11 protein-coding genes are annotated in these 12684 nt (G+C 64.5%); 4 read left to right on the top strand and 7 right to left on the bottom strand.

The window, feature by feature from the left end:
* Positions 1-5: 5 nt before the first annotated feature.
* From D5041_RS12690 to D5041_RS12675, 4 genes are all read right to left on the bottom strand, one after another.
* A complete protein-coding gene (locus tag D5041_RS12690; protein ID WP_010108031.1) occupies positions 6-1457 on the bottom strand; it encodes a high affinity choline transporter 1 in 1452 nt (483 codons plus the stop codon).
* Positions 1458-1619: 162 nt separating this feature from the next.
* On the bottom strand, positions 1620-3185 hold the full coding sequence (gene ubiB, locus D5041_RS12685) for a ubiquinone biosynthesis regulatory protein kinase UbiB (RefSeq protein WP_265284874.1): 1566 nt from the start codon (positions 3183-3185) through the stop codon (positions 1620-1622).
* Positions 3182-3787 carry a hypothetical protein gene (locus tag D5041_RS12680; protein ID WP_265257150.1) on the bottom strand — a complete coding sequence of 202 codons (606 nt, stop codon included), beginning with the start codon at positions 3785-3787 and terminating at the stop codon, positions 3182-3184. The genes ubiB and D5041_RS12680 overlap by 4 nt, the downstream gene beginning before the upstream one ends.
* A gap of 264 nt (positions 3788-4051) precedes the next feature.
* A complete protein-coding gene (locus D5041_RS12675; RefSeq protein ID WP_050809571.1) occupies positions 4052-4855 on the bottom strand; it encodes a Fic family protein in 804 nt (267 codons plus the stop codon).
* 604 nt (positions 4856-5459) lie between these two features.
* Between D5041_RS12675 and D5041_RS12670 the strand changes: the two genes are divergently transcribed.
* The 3 genes from D5041_RS12670 (at position 5460) to D5041_RS12660 (ending at position 8440) form a co-directional block, all read left to right on the top strand.
* Entirely contained in the window at positions 5460-6221 is a 762-nt protein-coding gene (locus D5041_RS12670; protein ID WP_265284873.1) for a hypothetical protein, read from the top strand.
* A gap of 342 nt (positions 6222-6563) precedes the next feature.
* Positions 6564-7808 (top strand): Ig-like domain-containing protein, encoded by a 1245-nt coding sequence (locus D5041_RS12665; RefSeq protein ID WP_265284872.1) that lies wholly within the window; start codon positions 6564-6566, stop codon positions 7806-7808.
* 362 nt (positions 7809-8170) lie between these two features.
* Positions 8171-8440: a hypothetical protein gene (locus D5041_RS12660; protein ID WP_265284871.1), complete on the top strand. Its 270-nt coding sequence runs from the start codon at positions 8171-8173 to the stop codon at positions 8438-8440.
* 228 nt (positions 8441-8668) lie between these two features.
* On the opposite strand, the gene D5041_RS12655 is transcribed toward D5041_RS12660, so the two are convergent.
* The 3 genes from D5041_RS12655 to cysS all read right to left on the bottom strand — a co-directional run bounded on the left by D5041_RS12655 (position 8669) and on the right by cysS (position 11914).
* Positions 8669-9646 carry an acetyl-CoA carboxylase carboxyltransferase subunit alpha gene (locus tag D5041_RS12655; protein WP_265257154.1) on the bottom strand — a complete coding sequence of 326 codons (978 nt, stop codon included), beginning with the start codon at positions 9644-9646 and terminating at the stop codon, positions 8669-8671.
* A gap of 150 nt (positions 9647-9796) precedes the next feature.
* Entirely contained in the window at positions 9797-10450 is a 654-nt protein-coding gene (locus D5041_RS12650; protein ID WP_010101518.1) for a DNA-3-methyladenine glycosylase family protein, read from the bottom strand.
* A gap of 78 nt (positions 10451-10528) precedes the next feature.
* Entirely contained in the window at positions 10529-11914 is a 1386-nt protein-coding gene (gene cysS, locus D5041_RS12645) for a cysteine--tRNA ligase (protein ID WP_265257155.1), read from the bottom strand.
* Positions 11915-12053: 139 nt separating this feature from the next.
* On the opposite strand from cysS, the gene D5041_RS12640 reads away from it, so the two are divergent.
* The gene (locus D5041_RS12640) at positions 12054-12653 is read left to right on the top strand and encodes a tetratricopeptide repeat protein (protein ID WP_321162173.1); all 600 of its coding nucleotides are present in this window, start codon (positions 12054-12056) and stop codon (positions 12651-12653) included.
* Positions 12654-12684: the final 31 nt, after the last annotated feature.

Below are 12684 nucleotides of genomic sequence, written 5' to 3'. Positions count from 1 at the left end.
GGCACTCAGGCCGTGCTGCCCTCGTAGTGGGTGACCTGGCCCTTGTGGTCGTCTATCCATTGCGGCGCGAGCGAGCCCCCGAGCATTCCCGCGAGCGCGGCGAGCACGCCGGCGAGTTGCTGCGGAAAGGCCTCGGACAGCATCGGGCTGGCGACGAACAGCAGCCACACACCCAGCCCCATGGCCACCGCCAGCAGCGCGCCCTGGGTCGTTGCGCGCTTCCAGTACAGGCCAAAGACCAGCGGCACGAAAGCCCCCACGAGCGGCACCTGGTAGGCGCCGGACACCAGTTCATAGATCGACGTGCCCTGCATGGTGATGGCGTAGCTCAGCACGCAGCCGGTAAAGACCAGCACCGCGATGCGCATCGCCTTGAGCGTCTCCTGGTCGTTCATTCCGGGGCGCAGGTTGTGCAGGATGTTTTCCACGAAGGTCGTCGAAGGCGCGAGCAGCGTGGCCGAGGCCGTGGACATGATGGCCGAGAGCAGGGCGCCGAAAAACGCCACCTGCAGCAGCAGCGGCATGCGCTCCATGACCAGCATGGGCAGCACCTTCTGCGGGTCTTCCTTGAGCAGTTCCTGCACGGTTTCGGGCATGACCAGCACGGCCGCCGTGACCACGAACATGGGAATGAACGCGAACAGCAGGTACAGCAGGCCGCCGATGACCGGGCCCTTGCGCGCCGTGGCCGCGCTGTTCGAGGACATCACGCGCTGGAACACGTCCTGCTGCGGGATGGAGCCAAGCATCATGGTGATTCCGGCGGCGAAAAAGAAGGTCCATTCCCTGACCCCGCCCTCCGGGAAAAAGCGGAACTTGCCCTCGCGCGCAGCAAATTCCACCACCTTGCGCGCGCCGCCCGCCAGGTCGGCCGCGCACCAGGCAATGAGCAACAGGCCCACGCCGATGACGATCATCTGCACGAAATCGGTCATGGCCACGGACCACATGCCGCCGTACAGGGTGTAGATCAGAACCACCAGTATCCCGATGACCATGCCCAGTTGCACGGACACGGCGCCCTGCGTGAGCAGGTTGAAAACCAGGCCGAGTGCGGTGATCTGCGCCGCGACCCAGCCCAGGTAGCTGAAGATGATGATCGCCGAACAGGAGACCTCGATCACCCGCCCGTAGCGCTGGCGGTAGTAGTCCCCGAGCGTGATCAGGTTCTTCTGGTAGAGCTTGCTGGCAAAAAAGAGCCCCACCAGCACCAGACACATGGAGGCGCCAAACGGGTCTTCGACCACCGAGCCCAGGCCGCCGTCGACGAAGCGGGCCGAGACGCCGAGCACGGTCTCCGAGCCAAACCAGGTGGCGAAGGTAGTGGCGATCACCATGGCCAGCGGCAGGTGCCGCCCGGCTACCGCGTAGTCGGCCGTGTTGTGCACGCGCCGGGCGGCGTACAGGCCCACGGCCATCGAGGCCAGCAGATATAGAACGATGAAAGACAGCAACATGGCCGTGCTCCGAAACTCCAAGGGTGGTTGCAAGAAAAACAGGACGCGCGGCGGACGTTTCTCCCGTCCCTGCCGCGGCGCCTGCGGACCATGGGGCAGCAGCCCCGACGACGAAACCCGGAACAAAAATCACAGCCCATCATGCGAGCAACTTGCGTGCCTTCAGAAAACGCGCACCCGCATGAAGAACTGCATGCACAGCAGGCCGAGCACGAAACCCAGGCCGCCATAGATGATGCTTTGCAGCAGGCGGTTGGTGCGCTTTTGCGCGTCGAGCAGTTCGCGCAACACCAGTTGCTCCGGCGGGCGCTGGCGCAGCACGCCATGGACCAGGCGCGGCAACTCGGGCAGCAGCTTGGCGTAGCGCGGCGCCTCGGCGCGCAACTCGCGCCACAGGCGCTGCGGCCCCATCTGCTCGCGCATCCATTTTTCGAGGAAGGGCTTGGCGCTGTTCCACAGGTCCAGTTCCGGATCCAGCTCCCGGCCCAGGCCCTCGATGTTCAACAGGGTTTTTTGCAGCAGCACCAACTGGGGCTGGATTTCGACATGGAAGCGGCGCGAGGTCTGGAACAGGCGCATGAGCACCAGCCCCAGCGAGATTTCCTTGAGCGGCCGATCGAAGTACGGCTCGCACACGGCACGGATCGCCGACTCGAGGTCGTTCGCGCGGGTCTCGGGCGGCACCCAGCCGCTTTCGATGTGCAGTTCGGCGACGCGCTTGTAGTCGCGGCGGAAAAAGGCCACGAAATTCTGCGCAAGGTATTCCTTGTCCGACTCGGTGAGCGTGCCCACGATGCCGAAATCGAGCGAGATATAGCGCCCGAAGGTCTCCGGCTCGAGGCTGACCTGGATATTGCCCGGGTGCATGTCGGCGTGAAAGAAGCCGTCGCGAAACACCTGGGTGAAAAAGATCGTGACGCCGTCGCGCGCGAGCTTCGGGATGTCCACCCGCGCCTCGCGCAGGCGCTCGACCTGACTGATCGGCACACCGTTCATGCGCTGCATGACCATGACCTCGGGGCGGCAGAAGTCCCAGAAAATCTCGGGAACCAGCACCAGATCCAGGCCCTGCATGTTGCGCCGCAGCTGCGCGGCGTTGGCGGCTTCGCGCACCAGGTCGAGCTCGTCGTGCAGGTAGTTGTCGAACTCGGCGACCACCTCGCGCGGCTTCAGGCGCCGGCCGTCGGCAGACAGGCTCTCCACCCAGCCGGCCATCAGGCGCAGCAGACTCAGGTCCTTCTCTATCACCGGCAGCATGCCCGGGCGCAGCACCTTCACGGCCACCTCGCGCTCCACGCCCTGGCGGTCGCGCAGCGTGGCGAAATGCACCTGCGCAATCGAGGCGCTGGCCACCGGCGTGCGCTCGAACCGGGTGAAGACCTGCTCCAGCGGGCGGCGAAACGCGCGCTCGATGGTGGCCACGGCAATCTCCGGATCGAAGGGCGGGACGCGGTCCTGCAGGCGCGCCAGCTCGTCGGCGATGTCCGCGGGCAGCAGGTCACGCCGCGTGGAAAGCACCTGACCAAACTTGACGAAGATCGGCCCCAGGCACTCCAGCGCCTGGCGCAGGCGCTGGCCGCGCGGCGCGTCGAACCTGCGCCCCAGGGACAGGGGGCGCGCAAGCTGCCGCAGCCAGAGCCTGTGCGGCAGGCTGTCGAGCACCAAGCTGTCCAGACCAAAACGCAAAACCACCCACAGGATGGTCGCCCCGCGCAGAAACTGCTTCATGCGCCGGTCCGCTCGGCAGCGCCGGCCGACGGTTCCGGGGGCATGGTCACGCTGGAGGAAAACGTCCCGGGCACCTGCGCCCCGGCAAAGCGGCGCAGCGCCTGCGCCGCAGCGCGGGCGCAACGCGCCAGCACATGCGCCGGCGCGTCGCCGAGCACGCGCGCCAGGTCCTCCTCCAGATCCCAGCGCAGATGCTCGACCAGCCAGTTGATTTCCGCAGCCAGTTGCACGTCGCCCTCGATGCGGATCGCGGGCCTGGCGCCACGCAGCGCCCCGCGGGCCAGCACGAACGCAGAGCTCTCGATCAGTTCCAGCCGCAGATCCGGCACCGCGCCAGCGGGGGCCAAGTTGAACAACCCGGCCGGTGTGACGCGCAGCGCCAGCGACCAGGCGCGCCACTGCACGTGCGCCACGCGGCCCTTTTGCCGCACCAGGCGGTGCATGGCCTCGGCTTCCTGCATCAGCACATGGTTCAGGAGCAGCACGAGGCGCAACTGCGCCTCGTGCACCAGCCACTGCGGCGCCTGCGCGCCGGCGGCCGCACGCCCGACACGTTCGATGAGGCTGTGCAGAAAGGGGAAGGGGAACTGTGGTGTTGCCATGGCTCCCGATTATTCCCCGAACCGGGGCGCCCCCGGAACGAAAAACCGGGTCCTTGCACGGCAGGCGCCTGTGAATGGTCGCTCGGGGGACATGCCGGCCTGCGTTCGGGCTTCCCGCAACGACACCGGCGGCCCGCCTTGTGCGGCCCGAAAATCAGCAATCCCCCGCTGCTTGCCCCGCCTGAGGATCAGGGCCCGCCCGCCATGGGCCACCACGCCGCAGCATGGCAGCCCCCTGGGGCTGCAACGGGCGACGGCAGGAACCTACCCCGGTTTATCTGCTTGCGACACCCGGCACGGCTCGGGATTGGCCGCGTGAATTTGGTCGGCTTCCGGGTGGCAGTCCACCAAAAACTGCATCATTTCCGTTGCATCCTTGCCCAGATAGAAGCGCACCATCTTTTCATTGAACGCGTGGGCTTTGGCGGCCGGTACGCTGATGGCGTCGATGCCATGCGACATCAAAACGCCATTCATCATGAAGCGGGAAGAGCGCTTGTTGCCATCGAAGAAAAATTGCTGCAATGCACCGAACAGAAAAAAAGCAGCTCCTTTTTCAAATGCTTGGCAGGCTTCCAACGCGTTGATACCTTGCTGGAAAATCCGGTTCAGTTCCGGTGCTCCCGGTACTGTCGGCAAAGGTGTATGGCGCCCTTGCTCGCCAAGGCCAACGTCCGGGGTGTAGTTCGTCTCCCTGCCTTCACCACGGAACACGCCCCACTCCAAGGCTTCCCTGCGGACGACGATCCCGTTGATTTCTGCAAACAGTGGTTTGGACAGGGAGAACTTTCCATGCTTCACGATCGAGAGCAGATACTTTGAGCTTTCAGCGAGATTGAGCACTTGCTCTTGGTCAGTAATTCTTCGACCACCAATCGTTACCCCGTCGAGCAGGGTTTTCACCTCCGGGTATGTGAATGGATTTCCCTCAAGGACGCTGGCGTCCCAAACAAACTCTGGAAGCATCCGGTGGAAACGGAAACACACCCGGTCAACCGAGTGCATTGGAATAATGCTTGGGACAGCCGATCTGTCCCAGTGAAAGCCAAGTGAGTCGAATGGTTCCATTCTGGAATCCAGCAGTTTTTGTCCGCAGTATGGAGATGATTCACATTTTTGCGCCCATTCAATTCAGGCTTGGGAGCCGGCGCATGAGGCTGTGGATTATGACCTACGGCGAAGGGATGGGTCCAAGGAGCAGCGCCGCGCCAAGCCAGCGACCAGCATTTTTGGCTCGCCGCCCCTGCGCCCTCGGTCCTCCTGAGCAGCACGGCGCCATGGCTCACGCAACTTTACACCGCGGTCATGCAGAAAGTGATGAGAAGTTACCAAATGAAAAATATCCTGCCATACATTTCGGACTGCAGTGAACAATCAGATTGCTCGAGACCATGTTGGCGCAACGGAAGATCCCCTCGCGATCGGCGAACAACCCGGCTGACCCGGAACGCAGGTCCCACTGTGGTGCGCCTCCATGCCACAGGAAATCGTCTGTCCACAGGGTGGCTTGCCCGGTACCGGTCAGCCAAGCCCATGCCAAACCCCCGCCCCATGCCGCCAGGGACCCCCCACACAACGCCGCGCACCAACCCGCAAAGCAAGGGCCAAGCGCCGGCGCCAAAGCGGATCCATCAATCCATCAATTCATATCAATCCAGAAGGAAAAAACACCATGTCAACCTCAACCATCGACTTCACATCCAATTTGCCCGGGTCGCCCCGCATCACGATCGACAACAGCAGGCCAGCCGACGAACCCGCCATCATCAGCTTCACCTTCGATGAACCGGTGACAAGCGTCGAAGGCCTTACCCTGGGCGGTCCCGCCAGCGGCCCGACGATCAGTCACCTGAACAGCCCCGACGGCGGCCGGACCTGGCTCGGCATACTGCCGGACGCGAACGACACCGCTGCGTCCATGCTGATGCTGACCGGCGCTACCGTTGCCCCTGCGGCCAAGGCCGAGGAGCAGGTGCTGGCCGACGACCAGAGCAGCATCGACTCGAAGACCGAGGAAGACCACGACCTTTCGCTGGCCGACGACCAGAGCAGCGCCGGCTCGGAGAGCAAAGTGGCGCAGGACACGGACGACGACAAGGCGGACGAGGAGCAGGATGACTCCATGGTGCTCAAGAGCAGCACGGAGGCCACCGCTGCCCCTGCGGCCAAGGCCGAGGAGCAGGTGCTGGCCGACGACCAGAGCAGCACCGACTCGAAGGCCGAGGAGCAGGACACGGACGACTACAGCATGGTCTGGGACGACAGCTGGAACGGCGACAAGGGCTACGCCAATGTCGACGACAGGGACGGTAACTATTACAGCGACGATTACAGCAACTGGGATTACAACTGGGACGACGCCAGCGGCGCGGCGGACGTGCAGCCGTTGCTCATCGTCGGACGTCCGTCCGATGCGGATTCGTACTGGTTCTGACCCAGACTGACTTGGGCGGCGCGCTACCCGGAGAGAGATCGGGGAACTGGGCGGCGCGCCGCCCTGCTCTGGCTACTTATTCCTTGGCAGCAGGCTACCGGGCTTCTGCCTTGGTGTCGTTGAACCGGCCGTAGCCTTGCAGGCGCTGGTAGCGACGCTCGAGCAGGTCCCGGGGTTTGATGTCCGCGACCTGGCAAGCCCATGCCAAACCCCCGCCCCATGCCGCCAGGGTCCCCCCCGCGCAGCACCGCGCACCAACCCGCAAAGCAAGGGCCAAGCGCCGGCGCCAAAGCGGATCCATCCAATCCATCAATCCATATCAATCCAGAAGGAAAAAACACCATGTCAACCAAACTCGACCGCACATCCCAGATGCTGCAAATTGATGTCGGCGACCCCGCTCCCAAGGGCGGCAAGCCCGCCATGCTCCACAACAACGCCGTCTACGGGAAGGACTTCAGCGGCCTGACGGGCGCGAACGACAGCGCGGCTCCCAAGGTACCCACGCCGCCCCGCATCACGATCGACGACAGCAAGCTCGCAGCCGGCGAACCCGCTACCGTCACCATCACCTTCGATGAACCGGTGAAAAGCGTCGAAGGCTTTGCCGGGGGTCCCGACGGCACGTTCAGTGAGCTGAGCAGCGCCGACGGTGGTCGGACCTGGACCGGCACGCTGACGGGCGCGAACAACACCGCTGCCCCCATGCCACCCATGCCGTTCCGCATCACGATCGACGACAGCAAGCTCGCAGCCGGCAAACCCGCCACCGTCACCATCACCTTCGATGAACCGGTGAAAAACGTCGCAGGCTTTCCTGAGGGCCTCCTGAACAGTCCCGACGGCACGCTCAGTGACCTGAGCAGCGCCGACGGCGGACGGACCTGGACCGGCACGCTGACGGGCGCAAGCGACAGCGCTGCCCCCAAGGCGCCCACGCCGACCAGCATCTCGATCGACGACAGCCAGCTCGCAGCCGGCGGCCCCGCCACCGTCACCATCACCTTCGACGAACCGGTGGAAAGCGTCAAAGGCTTTGCCAAGGACCTCCTGAGCAGTCCCAACGGCGAGCTCAGCGACCTGAGCAGCGCCGACGGCGGCTGGACCTGGACCGGCACGCTGAACTTGGTCGCCAACACCCCGGACGCGGGCAACGCCGAGGCGACTCTCCCGGACACCGCATACAAGGCGGACAAGGAGCAGGGTGACTCCATGGTGCTCGACGACGCTACTGACGCTCCCGTTGACCCTGCAGCCAAGGCCAAGGAGGCCAAGACGCAGGCGCTGACCGACGACCAGAGCAGCACCGAATCGAAGAGCGAAGCGGCGCAGGACACGGACGACAACAGCGTGGTCTGGGACGACAACAGCGTGGCCGAGGACGACAACTGGAACGGCGCCAAGGCCTACGCCAAGGTCGACGACAGGGACGGTAACTGTTACGGCGACGATTACAGCAACGGGGACTACAACTGGGATTACAACTGGGACGGCAACTGTGACTACGGCGACGCCAGCGACGCGGCGGCGGGCATGCAGTTGCTCATCGTCGGACAGGCGTCCGATGCGGAGTCGTTCTGGTTCTGACCCTGACTGACTTGGGCGGCGCGCAACCCGAAGAGAGATCGGGAAATTGGGCGGCGCGCCGCCCTGCTCTGGCTATGTGGCGCGGATAATTCTGCGCATGCTGATGCTCGACGGCAGGAGAATATGCCCTATGGGTATACCTGAAAGAAATTCCGTGTGCAGCAACCGCACGGCATGGTAACAATAAACTAACTAACCTAAAAGATTAAAAAATGATCTGGAAATTCAACTTGGCTGCTACTGCGGTACTGTCTTGCGCGATACTCATTGCTGGCTGTGCCAATCGGCCAGAATCCATCACACCGTTTTATATTTCCCATTAACGATACACTGACTTTTCATGTGAACGGCTATCAACCACAATGGTTGAAAAGCGTGCCAATCTGGAAACTGCTTCGAGAAATCAAGACGCCAAGGTACATGCGGACGCATGGGGCGTGTTCTTGATTGGCGTTCCGTTCAGCAAGCTATCTGGTGATCATGAAGGTGAGATCGCCACCTTAAAGGGTGAAGTGGAGGCCATCAAGACGGCCCAAATGAAGATGAAGTGTAATTCTATTCAGTTGCTCCCGGAAAACTCCATCGGGAGCACATCAGCAATCGGCAACGACGAACGCAAGACGCTCAAGTAACTGACGTAGGGCATGCGGCGCAACCCCGAAAGCTGAAGCGCCAAACAGATCAATGCGATGCATTACATTGGTTGTAGCGTGCGGGCGTGGCGCTTGAAGATGCAGTTGGTTGTGCACGGTGTATGCGAAAACTAAGGTGGCAACAGGCTGACGCTAAGTTGGAGGCTTGAGTTGGGCGCGCAGATGCCGGTTTGAACCATTCAAGAAACTGGCCTCTATAGCAGCAGGCTACCGGGCTTCTGCCTTGGTGTCGTTGAACCGGCCGTAGCCTTGCAGGCGCTGGTAGCGGCGCTCGAGCAGGTCCCGGGGTTTGAGGTCCGCGACCTGGCGGAACGCGTCGCCCAGGGCGCGCTTGAGGAACGCGGCCATCTGTTTGTGGTCGCGGTGCGCGCCGCCGACCGGTTCGTTCACGATCTTGTCCACCAGACCCAGCGCCTTCAGGCGATGCGCCGTGATGCCGAGCGCGTCGGCCGCTTCCTGCGCCTTGTCGCTGGTTTTCCAGAGAATGGAGGCGCAGCCTTCGGGGCTGATGACGGAGTAGATGGCGTATTGCAGCATCACCACTTGGTCGGCCACGCTGATGGCCAGTGCGCCGCCCGATCCGCCTTCACCAATGATGGTGGTGATGATGGGCACCTCGAGCTGCGCCATCTCGAAGATGTTGCGCCCTATGGCTTCGGACTGGCCGCGCTCCTCGGCGTCGATTCCGGGATAGGCGCCGGGCGTGTCGACGAAGGTGAACACGGGCAGATGGAACTTCTCGGCCGTCAGCATCAGGCGCAGGGCCTTGCGGTAGCCCTCGGGCTTGCTCATGCCGAAGTTGCGCAGCGCGCGCTCCTTCGTGCCGCGGCCCTTCTGGTGGCCGAGCACCATGCAGGCATGGCCGTTGAAACGCGCCAGGCCGCCGACGATGGACAGGTCGTCCGCGTAGTGGCGGTCGCCGTGCAGTTCGACGAAGCCGGTGAAGATGTCGCGCAGGTAGTCGAGCGTGTAGGGGCGCTCGGGGTGGCGCGCGATCTTGGTGATCTTCCAGGGACTCAAGTCGCTGTAGATGTCCTTGGTGAGTTGCTGGCTTTTTTTGCTCAGCAGGTCGATTTCTTCCGAGATGTCCACCGCGCTCTCGGTCTGCACGTAGCGCAGTTCTTCGATTTTGGATTCGAGTTCGGCAATCGGCTGTTCGAAATCCAGAAAGGTTTTTTTCACCACCGTTTTCTCCTTGGGTCGCGCCCCGCAGGGCCGCATCGAACAGCACACGCTCCCCGGCTTGCCCGCATGCGCCCCGGGCCAGCGCCAGCGCGCAGCCCGCCTCCCTGGCGGCGCAGCTTCATGTGCCGATATTGGTTGCGGGAGAGGACATCAGTAGGCAACCGGCAGGGGGTCCAGCGAGCGCCAAATATACCAAGTCGCAACGCTGCACCACGGCCTCCAGGCTTCGGCCACCTCGCGGGCGTCGCTGCGGCTCACGGGGTCGCCCGAGAAGTAACTCCGGCTGATGCCGTTGAGCAGCCCCACGTCGTCCAGCGGCAGCACATTCGGCCGCATCAGGTGGAAGATGAGGAACATCTCGGCCGTCCAGCGGCCGATGCCGCGGATGGCCACCAGTTCCGCAATGATGGCCTCGTCGTCCATCGCCACCCAGTCCTGCACGTGCACCCGGCCTTGCTCGAAATGCAGGGCCAGGGCCAGCAGGTAATCGACCTTGCGCGCCGACAGGCCCGCGGCCCGCATGTCCTCGGCGCGCAGCCCGAGCACGCTCGCGGGCTGCATGCTGCGCAGCAGCGCGGCAAAGCGCTCCCACACGGTCTGCGCCGCCTTCACGGAAATCTGCTGCCCGACGATGCTGCGCGCCAGGGTGGTGAACGCGTCGCCGCGCGTTTGCAGTGCCACGTCCCCGGACTGGGAGATCAGGCGCTTCATCACCCGGTCCTTTTTCATCAGGTGCTTGCAGGCCTCGGCCCAGTAGCCGGGCGTGGCGTGCACGGACGCGGCGTGCGGCGCGTCGGAGGGCATGGGTTTCTTAACCGCCACCACTGCGTGCTCCCTGTGCCCCGCAAGGGCCTTCCATCCACGGCATGAACAGCACGGGGATCACGGCGCGGCTTCCCAGGTGGTTCCCGCCGCGGAGTCCTTGAGCACGATTCCCCGGGCCAGCAGCGCATCGCGGATGCGGTCGGCCTCGGCAAAATTGCGCGCCGCCTTGGCCGCTGCGCGGGCCGCGATCCGGGCCTGGATCTCGTCCGTGTCCACCGCTTCCACACCGGCCTGCAGAAAGGCCTCGGGGTCGCCCTGCAGCAGCCCCAGGATGCCGCCCAGCGCCTTGAGCTGCCCGGCCAAATCGGGCGCGCGGGTCTTGTTTACCGCACCCGCCAGTTCAAACAGCACGGCCACGGCCCCGGGCGTGCCGAAGTCCTCGTCCATGGCCGCCTTGAAACGCGCGGCATGGGGCGCGGCCCAGTCGATGGCCGCCCCGTCGTCCGCCGGGTGCACCAGGCTCAGCGCCGTGTACAGACGCCTGAGGGCCTGGCGCGCGTCGTCCAGATGGGCGTCGCTGTAGTTGAGCGCGCTGCGGTAATGCGTGCGCACGATGAAGAAGCGCACGGTCTCGGCGCCGTAGCGCTGGAGCACGTCGCGGATGGTGAAGAAGTTGCCCAGCGATTTGCTCATCTTCTCGTCGTCCACGCGCACAAAGCCGTTGTGCATCCACAGGCGCGCGAGCGGTTTGCCCGTGGCCCCTTCGCTTTGGGCGATTTCGTTCTCGTGGTGGGGAAACTGCAGGTCCGCACCGCCGCCATGGATGTCGAAGCTCTCGCCCAGGGTGGCGCAGCTCATGGCCGAGCACTCGATATGCCAGCCGGGGCGACCCGTGCCATAGGCGCTGTCCCACCGGGCCTGCGGGGGGTCTTCCGGTTTTGCGGACTTCCACAGCACGAAGTCCAGCGGGTCCTGCTTGCCGTCGGACACTGCCACGCGCTCGCCGGCACGCAGTTCATCCAGCGACTTGCCCGAGAGCTTGCCGTAGCCCGGGAACCTGCGCACCGCGTAGTTCACGTCGCCATTGCTGGCGCGGTACGCCAGGCCCTTGGCCTCGAGTGCGCCGATGAGCGCCAGCATCCGGGGCACATAGTGCGTGGCGCGGGGCTCCTGCGTGGGGGGATCGATGCCCAGGGTCGCCATGTCGGCGTGCATGGCGGCAATCATTTCCTGGGTCAGGGCGGCGATGGTGATGCCGCGCTCGAGCGCACGCCGGATGATCTTGTCGTCGATATCCGTGATGTTGCGCACGTAGGTGACGCGCAGTCCGCTGGCCTGGAGCCAGCGCTGCACCACGTCGAAGGCCATCAGCATGCGCGCGTGGCCGACGTGGCACAGGTTGTCCACGGTCATGCCGCACACGTACATGCGCACATGACCGGGTTCGAGCGGGGAAAACTCCTCCAAGGCACGCGATAGCGTGCTGTAGATGCGCAGACTCATGGGATTGACGGTAACAGGGGGCAATGGAATGGGGCGCCGAAGGGCTTTGCCCAACTGCAGCGGGCGGCCAAGCGGGGGACCCCGGACTACAATCCGTGGCAGTATAAGCCCCGCTCGGCACCCCTTTTGCATATCCTCCATGAAGCAAGTCCTGCGCCTGTTTTCACGTCTGCTGCATCCGCTGGCACTGAGCGCCCTGCTGAGTATGGGTACGGGCGCGGCCCAGGCCGACGACCATGCCGACATCACCCGGTTGCTTCAGGCCGGCAAGGCGCAGCAGGCGCTGGCCGAAACCGAGCAGCGCCTGGCCGCCCAGCCGCGCGACCTGCAGCTGCGCTTTCTGCGCGGCGTGGCCGAAATGGAGTCCGGCAAGCCGGCGCAGGCCATCGCCACCTTCACCGAGCTCACCCAGGATTACCCCGAACTGCCCGAGCCCTACAACAATCTGGCCGTGCTGTACGCCAGCCGGAACCAGCTCGACGAGGCCCGCGCAGCGCTGGAGATGGCGCTGCGCAGCAACCCGGGCTACGCCGCAGCGCAGGAGAACCTGGGCGACATCTACGCCCAGTTGGCCAGCCGGGCCTACGCCGAGGCCCAGCGGCTCGACGCCGGCAGCGCCGCCTCGGTCGCGCCCAAGCTGGCACTCATCCGCAAGCTGTTCCCGGCGCCCGCGGGCAAGGCGGGGCAGCCTGCGCCGGGCGGCGCGGCGTCGGCCACGGGCCGCTCCCCGCCGGCATGAGCGCGTCCAACGCCCGCACCGGGCCTGCATG

Origin of the sequence: Verminephrobacter aporrectodeae subsp. tuberculatae (assembly GCF_026127385.1) — a bacterium.
GTDB classification, from domain to species: domain Bacteria; phylum Pseudomonadota; class Gammaproteobacteria; order Burkholderiales; family Burkholderiaceae_C; genus Acidovorax; species Acidovorax aporrectodeae.
The sequence above is the reverse complement of the archived record's forward strand: the minus strand, read 5'-3'. Positions and strand labels throughout refer to the sequence as shown.

Coding starts and splice junctions, on each gene's coding strand:
- D5041_RS12690 (WP_010108031.1), bottom strand. CDS start 1,457: ATGTTGCTGTCTTTCATCGTTCTATATCTGCTGGCCTCGATGGCCGTG.
- ubiB (WP_265284874.1), bottom strand. CDS start 3,185: ATGAAGCAGTTTCTGCGCGGGGCGACCATCCTGTGGGTGGTTTTGCGT.
- D5041_RS12680 (WP_265257150.1), bottom strand. CDS start 3,787: ATGGCAACACCACAGTTCCCCTTCCCCTTTCTGCACAGCCTCATCGAA.
- D5041_RS12675 (WP_050809571.1), bottom strand. CDS start 4,855: ATGGAACCATTCGACTCACTTGGCTTTCACTGGGACAGATCGGCTGTC.
- D5041_RS12670 (WP_265284873.1), top strand. CDS start 5,460: ATGTCAACCTCAACCATCGACTTCACATCCAATTTGCCCGGGTCGCCC.
- D5041_RS12665 (WP_265284872.1), top strand. CDS start 6,564: ATGTCAACCAAACTCGACCGCACATCCCAGATGCTGCAAATTGATGTC.
- D5041_RS12660 (WP_265284871.1), top strand. CDS start 8,171: ATGGTTGAAAAGCGTGCCAATCTGGAAACTGCTTCGAGAAATCAAGAC.
- D5041_RS12650 (WP_010101518.1), bottom strand. CDS start 10,450: ATGCCCTCCGACGCGCCGCACGCCGCGTCCGTGCACGCCACGCCCGGC.
- cysS (WP_265257155.1), bottom strand. CDS start 11,914: ATGAGTCTGCGCATCTACAGCACGCTATCGCGTGCCTTGGAGGAGTTT.
- D5041_RS12640 (WP_321162173.1), top strand. CDS start 12,054: ATGAAGCAAGTCCTGCGCCTGTTTTCACGTCTGCTGCATCCGCTGGCA.